This window comes from Pseudomonas sp. KUIN-1, from assembly GCF_009176725.1.
GTDB classification, from domain to species: Bacteria; Pseudomonadota; Gammaproteobacteria; order Pseudomonadales; family Pseudomonadaceae; genus Aquipseudomonas; species Aquipseudomonas fragariae.
Map to the genome: position 1 here is coordinate 5,249,164 of NZ_AP020337.1, position 20,983 is coordinate 5,270,146.

The window sequence follows — 20,983 nt, forward strand, 5'->3', positions numbered from 1 at the left end:
TGGCCGGATGACCGCTTATGCGGTCACGCCTGTTGGCGACCATGCAATCGTCACAAACTGCTTACTTGATAATTCTTCTCTGTCACGTATCTGTCACTCGTCACTCCTATATTCCTCCGACACGCGTTACGAGGTGCCTATACCGGCCTCGGACCCAACTTTCGCAGGGAATGCGCCCGATGTGCCCGGCCTACCGGCCTGGAGGAAATCAATCGTGGATGCGACGCTGACACCCCTGCTGCACCTTCAGCCATTGCCTGCCGGCAGCGCCTCGCGAATGCTGCGCCGAGGATGCGCGATAACGCTGGTGGTGGCGGTGCATATTTTGGCATTGAGCATGGTGACCGGGTCATCGCCCCCTGCGCTTGCGCCGCAGGTGACTCGTACTATTTACGCCTCGGTCATCAATGAACCGACTCCGGCGCCAGCCGCAAGTGCCGCGCCCACGCCACCGCCTCCCGTTGCCCCGGTCGTACCGGCACCCGCGTCTGTGGCCGTTCAGCCGGTGGCCCGGCACAAGCCCGCGGCCAAACCGCAGGTGATGCAACGCCCCGTTGTGGCCGCCGCAACGTCTGCCCCCGCGACCATCAGCACTGCGGCTGCCGCACCGGTAGTTGCGCAAACTCCCGCACCACCGCCGCAGCCCAAGACCCTCACCCGTGGCGTCGAATACGTGCATGAACCACAACCCGACTATCCCGACAGTGCGCGTGAAGAGGGCCACGAGGGCACCGTGATCCTGCGGGTGCTGGTGGACGAGCAAGGCAAGCCCGGCGCGGTGGACATCGTACGCTCCTCGGGCTTTGGCAACCTCGACGAGGCGGGCAGGACGGCTGTGCGCGGCGCACTGTTCAAGCCTCATTTGGAGGAGGGTCATGCGGTGTCGGTGTACGTGATCGTGCCGTTGCGATTCCAGCTCGACAGTTAGCACTCACGCAGGCGTAACCCACCATCTTTTATCGACGGGCCTCCCGGTCAGGGCAGTGCTCACCTCAAAGAAAGGAAATACATATGGACACCGGAACACTGGGTTTGAATGTTTTGTGGCAACAGGCCGACGTTGTCACCCGTGGCGTGGCCTTGACGTTGCTGGTGATGTCGATTGCGTCCTGGTACGTGATGGTCGACAAGCTGGTGCGCCTGGCACTGCATCGCCTGCGTTCACCAAAGTTGCTGGAGGCGTTCTGGAACGCACCGACGCTCAAGGATGGCGTGCAACAACTGGGACATCATAGTGCCTACGCCGAACTGACCCAGGCCGGCGTCAGCGCCGCACGCCAGCACCGTGATGCGCTGAATGGCGACATGCACCCGCCGGCCTTCAGCGAATGGCTGACCCGCGCCTTGCGCCAAGCCACCCTGACCGTGGGCGGGCAGCTACAAGGCGGCATGGCGATTTTGGCCACCGTGGGTTCCAGCGCCCCTTTTGTCGGTTTGCTTGGCACCGTGTGGGGCATCTATCACGCCTTGATGAAGATCGGCCTGACCGGCGACGCGAGCATCGACAAGGTCGCAGGCCCCGTCGGCGAAACGCTGATCATGACCGCTCTGGGACTGGCCGTGGCCATTCCGGCCACCCTGGGCTATAACCTGCTGGTGCGCAGTAACAAGCAGACCCTCGCTGAACTGGGCAAGTTTGCCTTCGAACTGCACGACCTGCTGGTGATCGGCGCCCGTGCGACCCCTCGCAGCGGGCAGCCTGCACGCAGCACGTTCAACGCCCAGGCGGAGTTCGTCTGATGGCCAGTGGATTGCTGGGCGAGGATGAACTGGAAGAGGACGGCTTCAACCCCGAGATCAATACCACGCCACTGGTGGACGTGATGCTGGTGCTGTTGGTGATCTTCATCATCACCGTGCCGGCCATCCAGCACACGGTGAAGATTGACCTGCCCAAGGCCGCCGCGCAGCAGGACAACAAACCGCCGCCGTCCGTGGATCTGGCGCTGGACAACGAAGGCCACCTGCATTGGGACGACCGCGACATCGGCGACAGCGACTTGCCGGCACTGATCGCCGAGGCCGCCGCGCGTCAGCCGGTACCGGAGTTGCACCTGCGCGCCGAACGCAACACCCCGTATGAAAAGGTGGTGCAGGTAATGGCCGCGGCGCAGTCCGGTGGCCTGGACAAGATCGGCTTCGTGACCAAGGCCGTTACGCCTTAACAACCGCGCCGCCTTCCTTCCCCCCCCTTGGCCGGCTGTTAAAGCCGGCCACGGCGAAGTGCGCGCGACAGAAATCAACCAGGCCGTGAACGGCCGTTTTCGAAGGTGCAGTCATGTTTCGCAAATCCTCGTTGTATGTGCGTGCAGGTCTCGGTTTCGCAGCGTTCTCCCTGGCCTTGCCATCGTTTGCTGCCGATGTACCACCGGCCATCGACGACAGTACATTGGCCACGTTGCCTCAAGTCACGGTAAAGGCCACCAAGCGCAAGCCGGCGCTGCACCAGCAGACCAACAGCGGCGCCTTGGGCAGCCACGCGGTGATCGACACACCGTTTTCGTTCAAGAGCGTAGGCAGCGACGAAATCCAGGCCCGTCAGGCGGGCATCCTGTCTGAGGCTGTCAAGTATGATGCCTCGGTCACCTCCATCAGTTCGAGCTATGGCACCCACCCCGCCACACTGGCCGTGCGCGGCCTGCCCCTCGATGACCTGAACGGCTACAAAGTCGACGGCATGGCCAACATCAACCGCGGCGTGGAAATGCCTCTTGAGATGTTCGAGCGGGTCGATGTGCTTAAAGGCCTGTCGGGCTTCATGTATGGCTTCGGCAGCCCGGGCGGCATCGTCAACTACGTAACCAAGCGGCCTACCGACAAGACCACCCTCAGCGTTGATGCCGGCTACCAGTCCGACAACGTCTATAAGGAACATCTGGATGCCGGAGGGCGTCTGGATGACCCGCGTTTCGGCTACCGGGTCAACGTGGTGCACGAGGAAGGCGATGCCGCTTCGGGTGACGCCAAGGTCAACCGCACGGCAGTCGGCGTGGCTTTGAACGCGCAGCTCAGTGATGACTTGAGCGTTGACTTCGACACTCTGTACCAGAAACGCAATACCAGCGGTGGCACCGACATCATCGTCAACACCAAGAACGCCGTGCCCAGCCCTATTGACGGCAGCAAGCGCCTGTACAGCAATGGCTCCTACACCGATGTCGACTACAGCCTGTCGACCGTGAGCGCCACCTACAAGTTTTCTCCCGACTGGACCGGCAAGCTGGCCTACCGCTACTCCGATTCGACACGCCGTTATGTGAAGGACCAATACCAGATTTCCAGCGACGCCGGCGCGTACACCGACAAGGTGACGTCCGAGTACCACGCCTACGACTACAACGACACCATGGGCACCCTGGAAGGTAAATTCACCACGGGATGGTTCACTCACGACGTGGTACTGGGCGCCAGCTATTCCCAACTGAACTCGGACAAATCCGTGGTCACCCCAAAGACCACCGTGGGCAAGGGCAACCTGTACAACCCGACGATCTTCTCGGTGTACAACATCGACTACAGCGGCGGTACCTACGGTGACGACAACGTCAAGGAAAGCGCGGTGTTCGCCAGCGACACCATCGGCCTGGGCGAACACTGGTCGTTGCTGGCTGGCCTGCGCAACGAAAACTACCGTGAGCAAACCCACGACTCCGCCACCTCCGCTGTGACGCCGTACAAGGCCCGGCCGGCCACCCCAACCGTTGCATTGATGTACAAGCCGACCCAGGACGTGACGCTGTATGCCAGTTACGTCGAATCTCTGGAAAGCGGCGGCACCGCACCCAGCAGCGCAGTCAACTCCGACCAGACCCTGAGCCCGCTGCTCAGCAAGCAATACGAAGTGGGCGTGAAAGCCCAGCAGCGTAACTGGAGTGCCACCGCCGCAGCGTTTCGCATCGACCGTGGCGCCGAGTACACCAACGACGCCAATGTCTACGTGCAAAGCGGCACCATCCGCTATCAGGGCCTGGAGCTGAACGCCAGCGTCGATGCCACGCCGGACCTGACAGTGGAAGGTAGCGTCATGTCACTGGACTCGGCCTACCACGATGCGGGAGACGGTGTGGACGGAAACCGTGCAGCCGGTGCGGCGCACTATCAGGCCGCAACCCAGGTTACCTATCGTGTGCCCGTGGTGCCCGGGATGTTCCTGCACACCGGCGCCCAGCGTATCGGCGAAATGGCGGTGGATTCGGGCAACGTGCATACCCTCCCGGCCTACAGCCTGTTCGATGCAGGGGGCGGCTATCGTCTGCGTCTGGGCGATGGTCATGCGCTGACCCTGGGTGCCAACCTCACCAACCTGGCCAACAAAAAGTACTGGACCTACTATCAGGAAAACTACCTGCAACCAGGTTCGCCACGTACGTTAAGCCTCAATACCCGCTATGACTTCTAGGCCCGTGATGATGAAATCGACTTTGTTGAAGTATGCGGGGTTGGCGCTGGGCGTGTGCCTGGCGCTTCCATCGGTGGCCGCGCCTCTGGACACCACCGGCCTGCGCCTGGACAAGGTGGTACTGGTGATGCGCCACGGTATCCGCCCGGCTACCGACACCGCCGAGTTGCAACGCTGGTCGGCCAGGACCTGGCCAGCGTTTGGTGCCCGCGACGGTCAGTTGACCGAGCATGGCCGCGCTGCCACCGTGCTGCTGGGCCAATGGCAACGCCACACGCTGGATTCGCTCGGGCTGTTCAAGGCGGGGCAGTGCCCGCAGGCGGGGGATGCCTACGTGTGGTCCAGCCCGGTAGCGCGAACCCAGGCCACCAGTGCGGCGCTGGTAAAGGGGATGTTCCCGGGCTGCAACGTAGCAATACACCATGTGCGTGAGAGTGAAGACCGGCTGTTCCACGGCGGCAAAAATGGCCTGGCACCGCTGGACCCGGCGCGCACCCAGGCGGCGATGCTGGCAGCCATGGGTGGCAGCGTCGACGCAGCTCGCGAGCGCTTTGCCGCGCCGTTGCTGGCCATGCAGCAATTGGCAGGCGTGCCGACCAACTGCGGGAAAAAGACCTGTGCCTTGAGCAAGCAACCCTGGGCGCTGAAAGAGAAGGCAGGCGTCACCAAGCTCAGCGGACCGTTGAGCGTGGGCGCGGCCATGAGCGAAACCTTCCGCATGCAATACGCCGAAGGCTTGCCACTGGACCAGGTGGCGTTTGGCGAAGGGCGCACCGCTGCAGACGTATCGCGCTTGATGGCCTTGCGTTCGGGCAAATACGCGCTGAGCAATCACGTACCTTACATCGCCCAGCGGGGTGCTTCGCAATTGCTCGGACAAATCCTCCTGGCTCTGCAGCCGACATCCGTGGGCAGCCCGCCGGGTAGCAAATGGTTGGCGTACGTAGGCCACGACAGCAACATCGCGCAGTTGCGAACGCTGCTGGGTTTTGACTGGAAAATCGCCGAATACCCCGAGAATGACGCAGCACCAGGCGGCACTATCGTGTTTGAACGCTGGGCGAACGACCGCACGGGCGCGCAGTTTGTCAGCGTTGCCTATGTGGCGCAGAGCCTGGACCAGTTACGCAATTTGTCCGGTGAACCGCCGTATCAGGTGCAGTACCCGGGGTATGCAGGAGAGCAATTGATGCCAATGAACGGGTTTGTTGCCGACATGGAAAAGCGCATCGATCGGTCTGCGACTGAGGTACAGCACTACGACAACCCTTGAAACACCAGCTTTGGCCCAACAACAGTCAACAGCACCACCCAAAAACCGCCAATACCTGTCCACCCAACGCCCAACGAATCAAACAAAAAACCGCTCCTTCAACGGCACCAGCGCTGCCCCCAGAACCGCCGCGTCCCCATTCGTTTCGCTCAGCAATAACTGGGGCCGAGGCGGCGGGGAGTTGTAGCGATGGGTGCCCCAGAAGGTCGTCGCGGCGATCAGGCGTTTTCCCAATTCGGGCGGTAATTGCCCGCCAAACACCACGGCCTGCGGATCGAACAGGCCCGCCAGTGCGTTGATCAGGCGATCCAGTGTGAGCTTGACGCGCGTCAGCCAGGTATCCACACCGGGCCAGTCGGGGTCGAAGCGCAGGCGCAGGTCTTCGATCGAGTCGACCTGCACGCCGTTCTGATGCAAGTCTTCCAGCAAGTAGCGCAAGGCCGGGCGGTTTATCGATTCTTCGTCGTTGTAGAGGGTGATCTCGCCTGCATTGCCGTGGCTGCCGAAATACGGTTTGCCGTTGATGACAACGCCTGCGCCGAAACCGAAGTTGAAGGACAGGTAGATGAAGTTGCTGGCCCAGGCGCCCACGCCGACCAGGCTTTCGCCGATGGCCGCGGTGGTGGCGTTGTTTTCCAGCCAGACCGGCATGCCGAAACGTTCTTCCAGCACCGGTTGCAGATCCATCAATGACCAGTCGCGCAGCGGTTCCGGTGCATTGATCTGGCGGTTTTCAAGAAAAAAGCCGGCAATCGCGAAGCCCATGCCGACGACGCGTTGCGCTTCAATGCCGTTGCGCTGAAGCATGCGTTCGATGGTCTTTTCCAGTGAATCCAGGGTGCTGTTGCGGCTTAACGGCGGCGTGCGCAGGGTGACCTGCTCGAGCACATTGCAGCCCAGGTCGGCGACGCAGACCACCGCCGAGTCGGTGTTGATCGATACACCGATGGCATACACCGCTTCATTGACCAGTTCGATGCGCGGGCTGGGCTGACCGCGGCCGTTCTTGACGCGCTCACCACTGCGCAGCAGTCCACGGCTGATCAGCTCTTCAATGAGCCGGTGCACTGACTGCTGAGCCAGGTCCATCTCGGTCGAAACCGTAGCACGCGTGATCGCACCTCGACGACGAAGGATGTCCAGCAACTTGCGTTCATTGAGGCTCAACGGTTGGTGCGAATCAAGTGGCGTGTCGAGGTCGAGAGGCATGGAGTCTTCAAATCAGATGAGAATTAAAACAGTCGGCGTGTGGAGCAGTGTATCGCCCACCATCCATTGCACACTTCAATCATGAAAATTTAATAAAAGTCGCGCAGGTCACAAATACTACACACAACCTGTATTAAATGGCATTGAGTTCTTGTGAGTGTCCTCATGCCTTCCATCCGTAAGATGTTTTCCGTGCTGGCCCTGCTGTCGCTCGCTGCAAACGCCTTCGCCGCTGCACCGGCCGAGTTCTGGTACAGCCACAGTGGCGCGGCCGGGAGTGCCATCGCGGATCTGTGCAGAAGCTTCAATGCGCCACGCGAGGAAGGTGATCGCCTGCACTGTGTCCGCCAGGGCAGTTATGAGCAGACGCTGCAGAAAACCGTAGCGGCTTACCGGGCGGGCATAGGCCCGGCACTGGTGGAGATTTACGACGTTGCCACGCCTGACATGCTGCTGGGCGGTGCCACCCGACCTGTCGAGGCGATCATGGCCGATCATCACAGGGCCTATCCCGACGATACCTTTCTGCCAGCCTTGCGGCGCTATTACGCCGACGACCACGGCACGCTCGCGGCGCAGCCTTTTGCGGCGTCCACAGCCGTGCTTTATACACACCGGAAGGCGCTGGCCGCTGCCGGGATCAGCGAGCCACCCGCCACCTGGGAAGCCTTTGCGGATGCCTTGCGGGCCCTGAAGAAAAACGGTCAGCAATGCCCGCTCGTCAGCGCCTTTGCCCCCTGGATCTGGCTTGAGCAAACCAGCGCAGCGCAAGGCACCGACGTTGCGATTCGCTCCGCAGGCGGTGACCGCTATCAGTTCGACGAAGGCCCCCATCTGCGCCTCATGAAAGACCTCGCGCAATGGACCTCCCAAGGTCTGGTGGTCCATGAGGATGCAACCCGCAGCGGGCAGCAGGCGCTGGCGTTCGCCACCGACGATTGCGCCATGCTGCTCGACTCCACCGGGGCGTGGAATGTTGTGCACAGCACGCTCAAATCCGATATCCAGGTCACGGCACTGCCGATTTACGCGGGTACCCAGCGACGTGCCAACGTTCCCGGAGGTTCCTCGCTGTGGGTCATGCGCGGGCATTCCGTCAGGGATTACCGGCTGGTCTCGGAATTTCTGGCGTTCGTGCTGCAACCGGACAACCAGTTGATATTCAGCGCCCGAACGGGCTACCTGCCCGTTACTCAGGCCGCCGCTGCACGTTTGCAATCCGCAGCCAGCGAGCCATCGGCAATCACGGTCGGACTGACAGCGCTGGACGATATCGACGGTCAGCCTTCCGCGCCTTTGCGCTGCGGTTTCATCACGCTGATGCGCCTGATCTGGTCGCAGGAAATGGAGAACGCGCTCGCGGGTCGCCAGAGCATCGATCTGGCCCTGCGCCAGACGACGCTACGGGCCAACGAGCTACTGGGTCTGTTTCAACAAATGCACCGCGCCCAGGCCAGCAACGAGTCGAGCGAGGCCACGCCATGAAACCCCGTGCTCATTTCCCACAGCCACGTCTGGCGCTGCTGTTTGCCCTGCCGCAACTGCTGGCGCTCGGCCTGTTCTTTTATTGGCCTGCGGTCCAGGCCATCTGGTGGTCGTTTCATCTGGTGCCGCCCTTCGGCGGTAATGAAATCTTCGTTGGCCTGAGCAATTACTGGCGGGTGCTGAGGGACCCCGGCGTGCTGGCGTCGCTGGGCTCGACCCTAGTGTTCAGCTTGTCGAGCGTCGTGCTTTCGATCCTTATCGCACTGGTGCTTGCGCTGTGCCTGGAACTGAAACTGCGCGGCAACGCCGTGTTTCGCAACCTGCTGATCTGGCCCTACGCGGTATCGGGCGCCACCATCGGTATCGTCTTTCATGTGCTGGCCAATCCGGTGATGGGCATCTTCGCCTGGCTCAACGCGATTGCACCCGGCACCTGGTCGCCCTACGCCAGCCCGATACAGAGCATGCTGTTACTGATCGTGGCGTATGCCTGGTGCCTGGTGCCGTTCAACTTCGTGATGCTGGTCGCCAGCCTGAAATCGGTGCCCGACGACTACCTCGCCGCTGCTGCACTGGATGGAGCAGGTCCCTTGCGGCGCATGCTCGACATACAACTGCCCCTGATCGCGCCTTATCTGCTGTTCGTGTTTGTCATCGACCTGCTGGAAAGCCTGTCGAACAGTTTCGGCCTGGTCGACACCCTCACCCAAGGCGGACCTGGCGACACCACCAATGTGCTGGCCTACAAGATTTACACCGACGGTTTCATGGGGCTGGATCTGGCAGGCTCATCGACCCTGTCAGTGCTCATGCTGCTGGCAGTGGTGGCGCTGAGCGTCGCCCAATTCACACTCCTGTCGCGCTTCCAGCGTCGTGGGGTGAAAGCATGATCGAGCATAACCGGCTGTTCAACGCAGGCGCTTACCTGCTGCTGACCCTTGGCCTGGTGTTCGCGTTGGGGCCGCTGTACATAGCGGTCTGCTCGGCGACCGTCAGTAACCCGCAATTGTTCGCCCACGGTCTTGCGGTGATCCCCGGCGACCAACTGCTGGAGAATCTGCAGCAGGTCAGCCGGCGTCTGGATCTGCTGCGCCTGCTGGGCAACAGCCTGCTGGTCGCCACGCTGGTGGTGATTGGCAAGCTGACGCTCTCGGCGCTGACGGCCTTTGCCGTGGTGTACTTTCGCAGCCGCTACAGTTCGGTGATTTTCTTCGCCGTGCTGGGGGCGCTGCTGCTGCCGCTGGAAGTACGGATCATCCCCACGTATGCAGTGGCCAGCGATCTGCTCGGCCCCGTGCGCAGCCTGTTGCACTGGCTGGGCATTCAGTGGCTGCCACTGCCGACCATCAATTTGCTCGACAGCTACCCCGGCCTCGCCCTGCCGCTGATTGCCTCGGCGACCGGCACCTTTCTGTTTCGGCAGTTCTACCAGACGCTGCCTGCCGAGCTGGTCGAGGCCGCACGCATGGACGGTGCAGGGCCCTGGCGGTTTTTCATCGACATCCTGCTGCCACTGTCGAAGACCAACTTTGCTGCGCTCGGCACGCTGGTGTTCATCGGCGCCTGGAAGGACTACCTGTGGCCGCTGGTGGCAACCAATCGCGAGGACATGCGCACGCTGGTGCTGGGCGTGGCCAGCTTTCTGCCGACCGATGCAACCCAGGTCCCCGAGTGGAACCTGCTGATGGCCGCTGCTGTGGTCAGCATGCTGCCGCCCATCCTCGTCATTGCGCTCATGCAGCGCTGGTTTGTCAAAGGCCTGATTGGAGTCGGTAAATGAACGCGCTCACCCCTATTACCTGCGCGCCGGATATTATCCTCACGGACCTGCACAAAACCTACGGCACCGAGCCCATCCTTCACGGGCTCGACCTGGTTTTCAAGGCGGGCGAGCTTAACGTGATCCTCGGCCCGTCCGGGTGTGGCAAGTCCACGCTGCTGCGCATGGTGGCCGGGCTGGAAGAGGTCAGCCAAGGGCAGATCCTCATGGGTGGCCGTGACGTCACGCGCCTGCCGCCCAAGGAGCGCGGCTGCGCCATGGTGTTTCAGAACTACGCGCTCTACCCGCACATGAGCGTGGCCGACAATATCGGCTACGCGCTCAAGCTGGCGCGGGTTGCACGCAAGGAACGCGAGCAGCGCATCCGCGAGTGCGCCGCTTCGCTGGGTCTGGAAGAGCTACTGCAACGCAAGCCCGGAGAGCTTTCCGGCGGCCAGCGCCAGCGCGTCGCCATCGGTCGGGCGTTGATCCGCAAACCGCCGGTGCTGCTGTTCGATGAGCCGCTGTGCAACCTGGACAGCGCGCTGCGTCATGAAATGCGTCTGTTGATTCGCAGCCTGCACCGGCAGACCGGCGCGACGATCCTGTATGTCACCCACGATCAGACCGAAGCCATGACCCTCGCCGAGCGCGTGGTGATTCTCGACAAAGGCCGTGTCGAGCAGATCGGCACGCCTGCGCAGATCTACGATCAACCCGCCAGCACATTCGTCGCCAGCTTCATCGGCACGCCGCCCATGAACCTGCTGCCGGTGCACTGCCTGGACGACAAGCTCTTAATGCTCGCCGATGGTCAACGCCTGCCCATCAAGCTCGGCATTGCCAGCAACCGGACCGGCAAATGGCTGATGGGCCTGCGCCCCGAGACCTTCATGCTCGATCAACAAGGCGTGACTGCCACAGTGGAGTCTTCAGAGAATCTGGGCAGCCACACGCTGCTGTATTGCCAACTGGCTGGAACGCGCTGCGTTGTCAGCCTCGCCGGACGGCAACACCAGATACCCGGCACCCAGGTTCGACTGGCGATCAATTCCACGCCCTTGCTGTTCGATATCGAGACCGGCCAGCGCCAGCTCGTGACCTTTTCCCACACCACCAAGTGACCCGCCATGCTCAAACCTGCTCCCCTCGTCCGCTCGCCCCTGATTGCCCATCGCGGTGCCAAGGCTTACGTGCCGGAAAACACTCTGCTGGCCCTGGAAAAAGCTGCCGAATGCGGCGCCGAGTGGGTCGAGATCGACGTGAAGCTGACCCGCGATGGCCAGCCTGTCGTGATTCATGACGACTTTCTGGACCGCACCACCAACGGGCGCGGCGCCGTCGTGCTGCATGATCTGAAAGCTATCCGCACACTGGACGCGGGCAGCTGGTTCGCGCCTGAATTCGCCGGCTTGCAGGTCCCGACCTTTGAAGAGATCGTGGCCTGTGCGCTGCGCCTCAACCTGGGTCTGCAGGTCGAACTCAAGCCGACCATTGGCGACGATGTCGAGACGGCGGAAGTGGTGATGCCGATCCTCAAAAACCTGTGGCCCGCCGACAACGACCGGTTGTTCGTCTCCAGCTTTTCGGTGCGCTCGCTAACGGCCGCCCGACGCTTATGGAACGACGTACCACTGGCTATTGCCTCGGTGGTGGCGCCTGCCGACCCGGTCGCGCTGTTGGCCGAATATGACTGCCGAATACTTCACGTACTTGACGATATGCTCGATGACCATCACCTTGTTCGCCTGAAAAGCAGCGGCGTCGAATTCGCCGTGGCTACCATCAACAGCCCGAAACGTGCGCGCTACCTGCTGGAACATGGCGCACAGTCGATTCTCAGTGATTACCCGGACTTGTTGAACCTGCCGAACGGAGGCTGTCTGCAATGAACAACCGACTCAGCGTCGCCATGCACGCCGTAGAACAGGCCACTGGCCTGGCCATGGCGTATTTTAACGACCGCCACACCCTCGACATCACCACCAAAAGCGCGCAAGACCTCGTCTCCCGCGCCGACTTTGAAGTGGAACAACTGCTGCGTGCAGAACTGAGCAAACACTTCCCCGACGATACAATCCTCGGCGAAGAAATGGGCGGCGAGTTCATCACCGATGGCTGGGTCATCGATCCCATCGACGGCACCGGCAACTACCTGCGGGGCACCCCATTGTGGGGAATCGCGGTGGCGTACATGTCGGCAGGCGAGCCCGAAATCGGCGTCGTCGCCTACCCGGCACTGGGCTATACCCTGGCAGCCCGCACGGGCGATGGCTTGCTGCGCAACGGCGTCCCCTTTGTCCGCCCGCAACCACCCGAGCACCTGCGCATCGCCGGCGTTGGCGAAAACACCCGCTGGGACGCCGAAGAGATGGGCAAACTGCACCTGAGCCTGCGCCGCCAGGGCTGGGGCCTTGCAGGTTATCGCTGCGCCACCATCGGCCTGGCGTTCGCCGCTTTGGGGCAAACGGACGGCTACATGGAGAAATTCACCAGCCTGTGGGATATCGCAGCAGGTGCAGTGATTTGCCGGGAAGCCGGATTGTTGTGCACGATTGAAGGCGAACAGAAACAAGGCTCGATGACGGTGATGGTAGGCCGTGAGGAGCTGATGGGGATTTTTGGTGCGTAATGCGCCGTGCTAGTCGACGCAGTTTTCTGACTGCGTTTGTCCGCCTGCTGGCGTGCCTGCCCTTTGTGAACAGCAGGCTGCTGGCGGCAGAAACCTTTACCGCGTTGCGCCAGCCTGCAGCCGGGAAAGGCATACGGTTCGGCTTTGCGGTTGATCCGGCAAAGCTGAATGACGACGCGGCCTACCGGGAACTGGTCGCCCGTCAGGCCAGCATCGTAGTGCCAGAGAACGTCTTGAAGTGGCAGACCGTCCACCCCGAACCGGAGCGTTACAACTTCGCGCCGGCCGACGCGATCGCGGCGTTTGCCAAAGCGCATGACCAGCGTATGCGCGGGCACACCTTCTGCTGGCATCGTTCTTTACCCGACTGGGTTCACCGTACCGTCACGCCGACGAACGCCGAGGCGGTGCTGACGGCGCACATCAGTACCGTCGCCAGCCATTATCGTGGCCTCATCAGCGCATGGGACGTCGTCAACGAAGCCATCCAGCTGGAGGACGGCCAGCCTGACGGGCTGCGCAATTCATTCTGGTATCAGATGCTCGGGCCTCGCTACCTGGACATAGCCTTCAACGCCGCGCACAAGTCCGCCCCGGACGCCCTGCTCTGTTACAACGATTACGGCCTGGAAAAGGATACCCATTACGGCGAAAGCCGACGCACTGCCGTGCTCGCCCTGCTGCGCGGTCTCAAGCAGCGGGGCATTCCGATACACGGCCTGGGCATTCAGTCCCACCTGCGTGCAGGCGACACCTTTGGTCCGGGCCTGTCTCGCTTTATTCTGGCAGTGCGGGATATGGGATTGTCGATCCACATCACGGAACTGGACGTCGATGACAGCCATTTGACGGGGTCCATCGCAGAACGCGATGGGAAGGTTGCGCAAACCTATAAGCGCTATCTGGACCTGATCCTCGCTACGCGCTCGGTGTCGACGGTTATCACTTGGGGTGTATGGGACAGCCCGCATGTTGCCGGCGCCACGGCCAGCAACGGACCGTTGGCACAACGGGCATTGGCGTTTGGCCCACGAGGTGAGGTAAAGCCGGTGAGCTGGGTGATCGCACATTGTTTCGAAAACGCGCAAACACAGAAGGATGCGCGGTTTTAGATGCTCCGCGGCCTTCACGGCAGCAGTACAACCAGAGTGGTTCAGCGCTTTCTGACGCCTGAAAACGACGAAGCCCCCGATAAACGGGGGCTCAGGTTCTGGACCTGAACAGCAGGTTCCAGCTGTATCCTAGAACGGTTGTAGCCACCACAAAGTCTGGTGCTTTCGGCGAGTGAGTGACCCCATATAATACGGCCACATCCCTCCGATGAACCTGCACCAAGAAAACAATACGCAAAGAATAATGTAAGGTTTTTGCTAAAAAAGCGCTTTTCACTATGAAATACTTTACAAAGTATAGCACCCACATTTCGCTTCGCCCCCATGTCAACGAAGCCGCCCATCAGCAGAGCAAGCTTGCGCATTTTTAGACCGAGATGCCGCCCACTGACATGAAGCTAGCCCTGCTGAGGATCATCGCTGCAATACGCTGTCCACGAGGGTGTAGGTTGCTAGCATCCGCTAGTGACTGTGTAGCTGGAGCTAGGCATTTAGCTTGGCTTTCAGTTTGAGCTTAGCGGTAGCGGCTGCCATGGTGCTTGGCATAGCTGCATCGCTATGCTCGTTCGGAATGGAAAAACCTCCGGCTGTAAAAATACAAGCTATAGCCTCAAAGCGCCACGATCCGTGGCGGATTTTTAAGCACGTATGAAGTGCGATGGCACATACATATAAACCAAAGAGAGACAAACATATGAGCATCAAACCCGGACCTAAACCAATAGCTGAATCTACTGGCAAAGAAGATCAGCGCCGACGTGTTACACCCGAGAACAAACCCAAACACCCCGATCTGGATGTACACAAGCATAGAAAAGGTAAGTGACCCATAAAGCTTCGACTTGCATCGCGAGGCTTTCAAAATGAACTCAATCGATTGCTAGGAGAAAAATGAGGACTTTTGAATCACAAAAAAGCCGCTATTTGCGTCTTTTTTGTGATCACCACTTAAAAATAACCCAATGATTCGCGCCTCTAGGAAATCGCTGAATAGCCCAAATCAAACGAAATTGTTAAAGATTCACAAAGCCCACACAGCGGCCTCGACAGTGCAGTTGAGCGCTTTCAACTCTCTTACCAGCCGCTACGTAGAGGTGCAACAGATGTTCGCTGCGATATTCGCGATGTCAAGCCTTGCAGGTAAACGACCTGTCTGAGCAACGCCCTAGCGTAACATCAAAGAGCCATCACGCGAACAATTCCATGCGACATTCGCAGATTTTCGTCATTTCCTAATCATTGGGTTGATAGAGTCCCTGTACGGGCTGGAACTGATGAAAATAGATATACGCCTTGGTGCAAGCTTTGAATGCTCAGGTCTCCCGCTACCATGCGGTATCAGCTGATCTCTACTAACTCGACAAGTGGGCATGCCTATGGGTTTACAAGGGAGTTAATCCCGATCCTTTTGATGCCTAGATGTCGTGATGTGACGGCGAGTACGCTAGGCCACGCCTGTCAGCTTCACCAAAATAGCCACTAGATAGCTCGCCAGAATCCCCAAGGCAAATTTTACTAAAGGGCGATCAAGCCATCCCGAATCCTTGGAATTAGTCGGTAATGCCTGATTGTAAACATTCACTTGGGCGATCTGGGTAGCATTAATCGTGGTCGAAAAACCTTGTTGCGGTGCAGTCCTCCACCCTGACTCTTCAGCACGACGCAGCGCTGCCTTCACACGGCTGCGAAGTGATCTGGCCATTTTTATAATTTGGACACCTAGCATCGCAACGCCTACCAGTCCAAGCAAAGCCAGGTTGCCGTAACTCAGGGGATCACCTTGATTGATGGTTAGAGCGTGGTCCCATATAAAGCTCGTGTATGGATATGTCGCTGCGAAGACTGAGTAGGCGAGCTTGCCCATTGCTTGAAATATGATACCGAACCCTGGAAGGCCTCCAAGCTCAACGCCCTGCCAATATACGAATGTCAGAAAGGACACTGCGTACACTAGTAATGTGCCCAGCCACATGGCGTAGCCCAGCATGTAGTAAATCCGGTATCTCAACATAGCTTCGCTTATCTTCATATCTACTGCGTACTCATTGTTGGCTATTCAATTTAGCAGTTACGCATATTGCTCTAACCGCCCATTCACACTAATACCTATCAGGAAAATCCCGAATTCTGACGTCGCGGGAGCGGCCATCGGCAGGGAAAAACTCTGTCCGCTTCCCATCCCTGAATATGCTTTCTAAATACAAGGTTTTTCGCCCCACTATCAACCCAAGTACAGGTCGTTTGTCATTGCGCTTAACGGCCAGTTTCCTCCACTCGGTCAAATCGGTGTCGGACGGCGACGGATGATCTTGCGGGTGCGTATGCCACTCACCAACGTATCTGACCAACCCGTTGCTATCGCTCCATTGCTTCTGAGCGATGTGCTCATGCACCTCCCTCATTCGCTCAAAAAACGTTCTAAAGCGTCGGTCAAATTTAGTGGGCTCGGTGGCGTCGACAATTTCAAGATGTGACCCACGGACATACCCGAGTAGAAGGCCTCCACCTTCCATATCCGTAGGTTCTGCCTGAATATGGCGCAGGAATACGTTGAGCACCTGGGAGTGGATGTAAATCAAATGACGACCTTGGTTTGCGGACCACTCTGCTACGAACTGCATGCTTGGCAGACCTCAACCTTGGGTGGATCACAATCAGGTGTCGCTGATGTGAACATAGAGTCAGTAATTTTGGTCCGTAGTGAAGGAGAGGCTTTTCCATTAGCCCACGCCAGCGCCATTTCAGCGCCCAACGCTGCGGCTTGAATAGATACGGTCGCGGGAAAAGGAACATACAGGCCTTCGCAGCCATGTCCGGCCATAACGTGGGGTACCCCGCCCTCTACGGTCGGGAATTGGCCCACTCTGGTATGTGTCGAGAGGCACCGGTAGCACGCGCCTTCTCCAGCAGTTTTAAGTAGGGCGCGCACAGCTGTCCCAGGGCCTTCGACCCATACTGATAACATCGGCGTCGAGGAGATGTAGTTGGCGGTCAGCCAATGCCCGAGCGCCTCTTCCCCTGTGGCATCAATCAACAGATCCATTTCGCCCAAGTGCGCTTTACGCACGTCGACCTCTAGGGCCTGCACGGAGATCCCTGGAGAGTCAAACTCAAGCATGATACTGGTGCCAAGAGCTTTATTAGTGTTGAAATATCGCAATCCCAAGCAGTGCCTACCGACGTTTTCCGGCATCAACCGATCAAAATCTACAAGCGTCAGCTTGCCTCCACCTGTCCCTGCCCCAGCCTTCGATAACAGGTCGGCTAGATAGCCGCCGATGGTTCCGCACCCCACCAAGGCAATCTTGAAGCCTGCTAAAGTCTTCATAGACGGAATGCTGCGCTGCGCGATGTAATGCTCGTCGATCCGTATTGCAGCTAGCCTAGTTATTCGGAAACTGAAGAGCCTTTCTGTACCTCTTGACCGCTGAAATTTCTCATCGCTCAGGATGGACTGGTCAAAATGCACTTGAAAGCCGTAGTTCAGTGTTGGCGATTGAATGAAAATAATCGCATCAGCGTGCTTCTGCCGATAAGCTTCAGATATACGCTGCTGGATTTTCCGAGCGCAGCCTTTATCCAGCTCACGCTGCCAAATCAGGATATCAGCAACGGAATTAGGCGGCCATGCAGTCTGATTAGGGCGGGGCTGAGCGACGGATCTGACAACATATCCCAGCATCATTTGCCTTTTCGGCTGAAAGTTGAGCGCGTCAATTCTGCGGACTGTGCGATTTATATTATCGGTGAGTACGGGGGTTCGTACTCCTCTCTGCGAGATGACGCAAAAGGCAGGGATCTCACCTCGTTTCAAATTCTGGACATCGAAAACGCAAAACTGACTGAACCAGTGAACCAGAAACTCCTCTGTCAAGTCCTCTACCATTTCTCCTTTGAGAATGCATCCCAGAACACGTTCTGCCTCAGCCAGACATTTCAGTGTCTGACCGATGGGGTCAAAAATATCGAGCACTACAGAGCTTGCTGTCAGGTAACAGAGCCAGCCGCTAGATCCGAGGTGAGGTGTTACTGGCCCTAGTTCAGGGGGCAGCTCTTTTAGACTCACAACAGGTAATGAAAAGAACGTTGGGTCTACAGTGAACTTGCACTGATAATCGCCGGCAACCGTCTTAAGAGGCCCCTCAAACCAAATCCAACGTTCAGGTGTTCTTCCGATGTGTTTGAAGTCTCGGGATTGCATTTCTGAAATCAGATTAGGAAGTGCCTCACTCATCTACTAACCAGCCTTAGTGCGACCGACCAGTTCACTGGCAGCCGCTTGCGCGGGAACTGCCGCAATGGTCGCAGCAACAGTAACCTGTTTAATTCGGTTCGGACGATTAGGAAACCGAGGTCCGAACATGCTGATCATCCAATTGCACGCGGTTGTCTCATCAGAGGCATTCACCGCGCCATTGAGATAGTTTTCGAACATTTCAAATTTCTTGGCTGCTTGCTCAAGTTCATCACTTGGGAGACGATCACTCAGGCTCTCTTCGGCACTCACGGGATTGACCACGCCATTCCGAAGGGCAGCAGGAAGCCCTTTCAAGACTTCGAGAAGCGCCAAGTCGTCTCTTCGATCCATTTTCGTGAACAACGGCACAGCTGCGGCCATCAACAAAATGGAAGATGGCCCACCTTTCTCCCACTGCCAATCACGGAAGGCTTTGAGGTAACGGACCACACGACGAAGCTGTTCGCCTTTCGATTCGACTTCATCTACGAACCAGTCTTTCACCGGTCGTGGGTCAGAATTAATCCAGTCTTCTTCGCGATGGGCCAAGAGCACTTCACCGATTGGAAGCGTCGTCCAGGAGTCTGCCCGCCTAACGTTTACAGCATCCATCAGGCTTTCAAAGCCGTAGCTATTTGCGGCCTTCTCAAGGGTCACATACTCGTCATCTGGTATCGAATACAAGGGGATATCGATGTGAGCCGTGGTCGATATCTCGATCCGGATGCAAGTCGGTTTGTCAGTCACAAGTTTCCACTTTTCGCTCCGCTTGGACTCAACCAATCTGCTTAACGCCTCTTCGGCTGCTGCGAAAAAAATGGCACTGGCAGCACTTGGTCTTTTGCTGCCTTTTAGAAAACTGATCGGCAGGTAGGCCCCATCATCGACATCAGATTGTTGCGGGGGTAGATGGGCGGGGCTATTAAGCGTTTTGTATGCCCACGAGCCTTGAGTAAAAAAACGTGGCTGAGGAATATCACCCTTGTACCCCTGCTCGACCAAGACCTTGGGTATGCCATGTCGGAGACACTGCCGGACCTCATTTTTTGCCGACGTAATCTGGAGTCGTTGTGATGCAGTCAGCTCCAGTGCCTGAAGCAAACACGACTCGTCCTCGGATGTATTGAAAAGCGGTGACAGATTAAGCATCTAGAGATCCCCCGAATTTTTGTTTGGACCGTGGAAGAAGGTTGGAGGTATTGGTTGATGACCACGGAACGGTATGAATCTACGGTCACCCAATGCGCGTTGAGCCGCTGCCATGCCTCGATCCCGGAGGGTGTTTGTTGAAGCCTCGGATACATCGTCTAATGCCTTCACGTCGCTGCTTTGCTGCGGCGTTACTTGATCATCAATTTTGAAATAGCAGTCGCCCAGAGATTGAGTAAGCATGTAGTCCACAGAAGACTCTTGGGCCGAGATAACCAGATCGAAAAGGCTCCCTCCCCACCCAATAACTCCTTGATCCAGATCCTTCCCTCCGCTAACTGTGGCACCCACAGTCATAGTTCCGATTGCGAGCACACGAACGCGAATATCTTGATTGGGAGCAAGAAAGGTACGAACTTCATGGAGTCCGAAAAGCCCAGGCGCATTTCCGACCAGTCCGCCGTCAACAAAAACTCCGCGGTCATTACGTACTGATGGGAAGTACACGGGAGCAGCGGAGGTAGCCAAGGCGACATCCACTAGGCTCATACGGTGATCGAGTTCGAAAGATGGGTGGTGGGGGGTTTTAAAAAATTGGCCACGCCCAGTGGTGTAGTTAACAGCCGGTATGAGAACCCGATGCTTCAGGTCGCCCATAGTGGTGGCGCCAAACCGCTGGTGAAGGACGGAGCGTAGGCCGCTGTTTGAATGCTTCGCACGCGTAAGGAATCCCAGTCGCCTACGCATGAAGTCCCGCGAACCGAATATCTGCTTACCTTGATCTTCAAACAAGGATTTCAGTTCACTCGCAGGGATCTCACTCGCAAGCCCTAGAGCCAAAAGGCCCCCAGCTGAGGTGCCGCAGATCAGATCGAAGTGAGAGGCGATTGGGCGGCCAAGAACCTGCTCAAATTCTTTGAGGATCGTGGCGGTGTAAAGCGCCCGATACCCGCCACCAGACAAAGCAAGCACGTGATAAATTGGCAAATCTTTGCTGTCATCTGTCATTTGGGCCCCTTACAGCTCTAACAACCGCACCGAACTAAAAAACACCACATATAGTGCAAAATCAAAAAAGCCACCACTACATACGGTTATACAGGATTTCGGGAATGGATCCAAGTCGTCGTAGGAAGGTACTGAAGCCGATCCAAGGACCAACGATAGGCTCGATCAGGGCATGTTCCCCCGTCGGAGTGGGCCGGTGACAGTGCGAAACGATGGTCTAGGCACCGGCCTAGATCATCGACAAGGGCATCCCAACCGAAGGGTTGCTGTCACATGTGATCTTAGAAAAGCTTGCTGACGATTTACCGCCGTACCTTAGAAAATCCTTGGTCGTGGTGACCCGATGATGGCCCGTTCGAAACTGACGCCAGTATCCCTTCTCCGGACTGATATGCTTCGATCCAAGTCAACAACTCCTATGACCAAAACACCAAAACACCAAAACACCAAAACACCAAAACAGTTTGGCATATCTCCTGATTACAGAACTTTCTAGAGAGACGCCGCAGCCCAAAATGCCTGCTAGGTAGTTGAATATGTCAAACACACGAGACAATTCTCGATCCGAACCAAAAGTGACTTGGCGTTGCGTGCCAGCTACATATGCAGCAAGTGCAAGTGCCCCACTGTTGGACCAAGCGATGAAGCTTCCAATGCAGTGACGATGATAGGAGTTGCAGCCCACATTTCTGCCGCTTCGGCTGGTCCTGGTGCGCGCCG

At 58.1% G+C, this 20,983-nt stretch carries 18 protein-coding genes; 12 read left to right on the forward strand and 6 right to left on the reverse strand.

The genetic code is table 11. The annotated features are described in order from the left end of the window. Nucleotides 1–214 precede the first annotated feature (214 nt). The 5 genes from KUIN1_RS23605 (at nt 215) to KUIN1_RS23625 (ending at nt 5,672) form a co-directional block, all read left to right on the forward strand. Nucleotides 215–928: an energy transducer TonB gene (locus KUIN1_RS23605; RefSeq protein ID WP_060409165.1), complete on the forward strand. Its 714-nt coding sequence runs from the start codon at nt 215–217 to the stop codon at nt 926–928. An 83-nt stretch (nt 929–1,011) separates the two neighbouring features. Next, a complete protein-coding gene (locus KUIN1_RS23610; RefSeq protein ID WP_103378452.1) occupies nt 1,012–1,740 on the forward strand; it encodes a MotA/TolQ/ExbB proton channel family protein in 729 nt (242 codons plus the stop codon). Further along, nucleotides 1,740–2,165 carry an ExbD/TolR family protein gene (locus tag KUIN1_RS23615; RefSeq protein ID WP_011269072.1) on the forward strand — a complete coding sequence of 142 codons (426 nt, stop codon included), beginning with the start codon at nt 1,740–1,742 and terminating at the stop codon, nt 2,163–2,165. The genes KUIN1_RS23610 and KUIN1_RS23615 overlap by 1 nt, the downstream gene beginning before the upstream one ends. A 113-nt stretch (nt 2,166–2,278) precedes the next feature. Then, the gene (locus KUIN1_RS23620) at nt 2,279–4,399 is read left to right on the forward strand and encodes a TonB-dependent receptor (RefSeq protein ID WP_103713558.1); all 2,121 of its coding nucleotides are present in this window, start codon (nt 2,279–2,281) and stop codon (nt 4,397–4,399) included. A 7-nt stretch (nt 4,400–4,406) separates the two neighbouring features. After that, nucleotides 4,407–5,672 carry a histidine-type phosphatase gene (locus KUIN1_RS23625; protein ID WP_172980076.1) on the forward strand — a complete coding sequence of 422 codons (1,266 nt, stop codon included), beginning with the start codon at nt 4,407–4,409 and terminating at the stop codon, nt 5,670–5,672. 78 nt (nt 5,673–5,750) lie between these two features. On the opposite strand, the gene KUIN1_RS23630 is transcribed toward KUIN1_RS23625, so the two are convergent. Next, a complete protein-coding gene (locus KUIN1_RS23630) occupies nt 5,751–6,881 on the reverse strand; it encodes an ROK family transcriptional regulator (protein WP_024642444.1) in 1,131 nt (376 codons plus the stop codon). A 165-nt stretch (nt 6,882–7,046) separates the two neighbouring features. Here KUIN1_RS23630 and KUIN1_RS23635 point away from each other — a divergent pair, with 165 nt between their 5' ends. From KUIN1_RS23635 to KUIN1_RS23665, 7 genes are read left to right on the forward strand one after another with little or no spacing between them, the layout of a single operon-like run. After that, nucleotides 7,047–8,366 carry an extracellular solute-binding protein gene (locus tag KUIN1_RS23635; RefSeq protein ID WP_103713556.1) on the forward strand — a complete coding sequence of 440 codons (1,320 nt, stop codon included), beginning with the start codon at nt 7,047–7,049 and terminating at the stop codon, nt 8,364–8,366. Next, nucleotides 8,363–9,256, forward strand: coding sequence for a carbohydrate ABC transporter permease (locus tag KUIN1_RS23640; RefSeq protein ID WP_024642446.1), 894 nt, complete (start codon nt 8,363–8,365; stop codon nt 9,254–9,256). The genes KUIN1_RS23635 and KUIN1_RS23640 overlap by 4 nt, the downstream gene beginning before the upstream one ends. Beyond that, the gene (locus KUIN1_RS23645; RefSeq protein WP_003400407.1) at nt 9,253–10,146 is read left to right on the forward strand and encodes an ABC transporter permease subunit; all 894 of its coding nucleotides are present in this window, start codon (nt 9,253–9,255) and stop codon (nt 10,144–10,146) included. Before KUIN1_RS23640 ends, KUIN1_RS23645 begins: the two co-directional genes overlap by 4 nt. Continuing rightward, nucleotides 10,143–11,249 carry an ABC transporter ATP-binding protein gene (locus tag KUIN1_RS23650; protein WP_024642448.1) on the forward strand — a complete coding sequence of 369 codons (1,107 nt, stop codon included), beginning with the start codon at nt 10,143–10,145 and terminating at the stop codon, nt 11,247–11,249. Before KUIN1_RS23645 ends, KUIN1_RS23650 begins: the two co-directional genes overlap by 4 nt. A gap of 6 nt (nt 11,250–11,255) precedes the next feature. Further along, a complete protein-coding gene (locus tag KUIN1_RS23655) occupies nt 11,256–12,017 on the forward strand; it encodes a glycerophosphoryl diester phosphodiesterase (protein WP_024642449.1) in 762 nt (253 codons plus the stop codon). Beyond that, the gene (locus KUIN1_RS23660) at nt 12,014–12,757 is read left to right on the forward strand and encodes an inositol monophosphatase family protein (RefSeq protein ID WP_003400414.1); all 744 of its coding nucleotides are present in this window, start codon (nt 12,014–12,016) and stop codon (nt 12,755–12,757) included. The genes KUIN1_RS23655 and KUIN1_RS23660 overlap by 4 nt, the downstream gene beginning before the upstream one ends. Next, a complete protein-coding gene (locus KUIN1_RS23665) occupies nt 12,757–13,869 on the forward strand; it encodes an endo-1,4-beta-xylanase (RefSeq protein WP_152092325.1) in 1,113 nt (370 codons plus the stop codon). The genes KUIN1_RS23660 and KUIN1_RS23665 overlap by 1 nt, the downstream gene beginning before the upstream one ends. A 1,444-nt stretch (nt 13,870–15,313) precedes the next feature. Here KUIN1_RS23665 and KUIN1_RS23670 read toward each other — a convergent pair. The 5 genes from KUIN1_RS23670 to KUIN1_RS23690 form a co-directional block, all read right to left on the reverse strand. Continuing rightward, on the reverse strand, nt 15,314–15,898 hold the full coding sequence (locus KUIN1_RS23670; RefSeq protein ID WP_152092326.1) for a hypothetical protein: 585 nt from the start codon (nt 15,896–15,898) through the stop codon (nt 15,314–15,316). 70 nt (nt 15,899–15,968) lie between these two features. Next, the gene (locus KUIN1_RS23675) at nt 15,969–16,490 is read right to left on the reverse strand and encodes a Mov34/MPN/PAD-1 family protein (protein WP_172980077.1); all 522 of its coding nucleotides are present in this window, start codon (nt 16,488–16,490) and stop codon (nt 15,969–15,971) included. Beyond that, nucleotides 16,478–18,103, reverse strand: coding sequence for a ThiF family adenylyltransferase (locus KUIN1_RS23680; protein WP_232059982.1), 1,626 nt, complete (start codon nt 18,101–18,103; stop codon nt 16,478–16,480). Before KUIN1_RS23680 ends, KUIN1_RS23675 begins: the two co-directional genes overlap by 13 nt. A gap of 3 nt (nt 18,104–18,106) precedes the next feature. Beyond that, nucleotides 18,107–19,255 carry a CBASS cGAMP synthase gene (locus tag KUIN1_RS23685; RefSeq protein WP_003426609.1) on the reverse strand — a complete coding sequence of 383 codons (1,149 nt, stop codon included), beginning with the start codon at nt 19,253–19,255 and terminating at the stop codon, nt 18,107–18,109. After that, nucleotides 19,256–20,263: a CBASS cGAMP-activated phospholipase gene (locus KUIN1_RS23690; protein ID WP_003426604.1), complete on the reverse strand. Its 1,008-nt coding sequence runs from the start codon at nt 20,261–20,263 to the stop codon at nt 19,256–19,258. Between the last annotated feature and the right edge of the window lie 720 nt (nt 20,264–20,983).

Coding starts and splice junctions, on each gene's coding strand:
- KUIN1_RS23650 (WP_024642448.1), top strand. CDS start 10,143: ATGAACGCGCTCACCCCTATTACCTGCGCGCCGGATATTATCCTCACG.
- KUIN1_RS23670 (WP_152092326.1), bottom strand. CDS start 15,898: ATGAAGATAAGCGAAGCTATGTTGAGATACCGGATTTACTACATGCTG.
- KUIN1_RS23690 (WP_003426604.1), bottom strand. CDS start 20,263: ATGACAGATGACAGCAAAGATTTGCCAATTTATCACGTGCTTGCTTTG.
- KUIN1_RS23640 (WP_024642446.1), top strand. CDS start 8,363: ATGAAACCCCGTGCTCATTTCCCACAGCCACGTCTGGCGCTGCTGTTT.
- KUIN1_RS23660 (WP_003400414.1), top strand. CDS start 12,014: ATGAACAACCGACTCAGCGTCGCCATGCACGCCGTAGAACAGGCCACT.
- KUIN1_RS23655 (WP_024642449.1), top strand. CDS start 11,256: ATGCTCAAACCTGCTCCCCTCGTCCGCTCGCCCCTGATTGCCCATCGC.
- KUIN1_RS23625 (WP_172980076.1), top strand. CDS start 4,407: ATGATGAAATCGACTTTGTTGAAGTATGCGGGGTTGGCGCTGGGCGTG.
- KUIN1_RS23610 (WP_103378452.1), top strand. CDS start 1,012: ATGGACACCGGAACACTGGGTTTGAATGTTTTGTGGCAACAGGCCGAC.
- KUIN1_RS23665 (WP_152092325.1), top strand. CDS start 12,757: ATGCGCCGTGCTAGTCGACGCAGTTTTCTGACTGCGTTTGTCCGCCTG.
- KUIN1_RS23680 (WP_232059982.1), bottom strand. CDS start 18,103: ATGAGTGAGGCACTTCCTAATCTGATTTCAGAAATGCAATCCCGAGAC.
- KUIN1_RS23615 (WP_011269072.1), top strand. CDS start 1,740: ATGGCCAGTGGATTGCTGGGCGAGGATGAACTGGAAGAGGACGGCTTC.
- KUIN1_RS23645 (WP_003400407.1), top strand. CDS start 9,253: ATGATCGAGCATAACCGGCTGTTCAACGCAGGCGCTTACCTGCTGCTG.
- KUIN1_RS23685 (WP_003426609.1), bottom strand. CDS start 19,255: ATGCTTAATCTGTCACCGCTTTTCAATACATCCGAGGACGAGTCGTGT.
- KUIN1_RS23635 (WP_103713556.1), top strand. CDS start 7,047: ATGCCTTCCATCCGTAAGATGTTTTCCGTGCTGGCCCTGCTGTCGCTC.
- KUIN1_RS23630 (WP_024642444.1), bottom strand. CDS start 6,881: ATGCCTCTCGACCTCGACACGCCACTTGATTCGCACCAACCGTTGAGC.
- KUIN1_RS23620 (WP_103713558.1), top strand. CDS start 2,279: ATGTTTCGCAAATCCTCGTTGTATGTGCGTGCAGGTCTCGGTTTCGCA.
- KUIN1_RS23675 (WP_172980077.1), bottom strand. CDS start 16,490: ATGCAGTTCGTAGCAGAGTGGTCCGCAAACCAAGGTCGTCATTTGATT.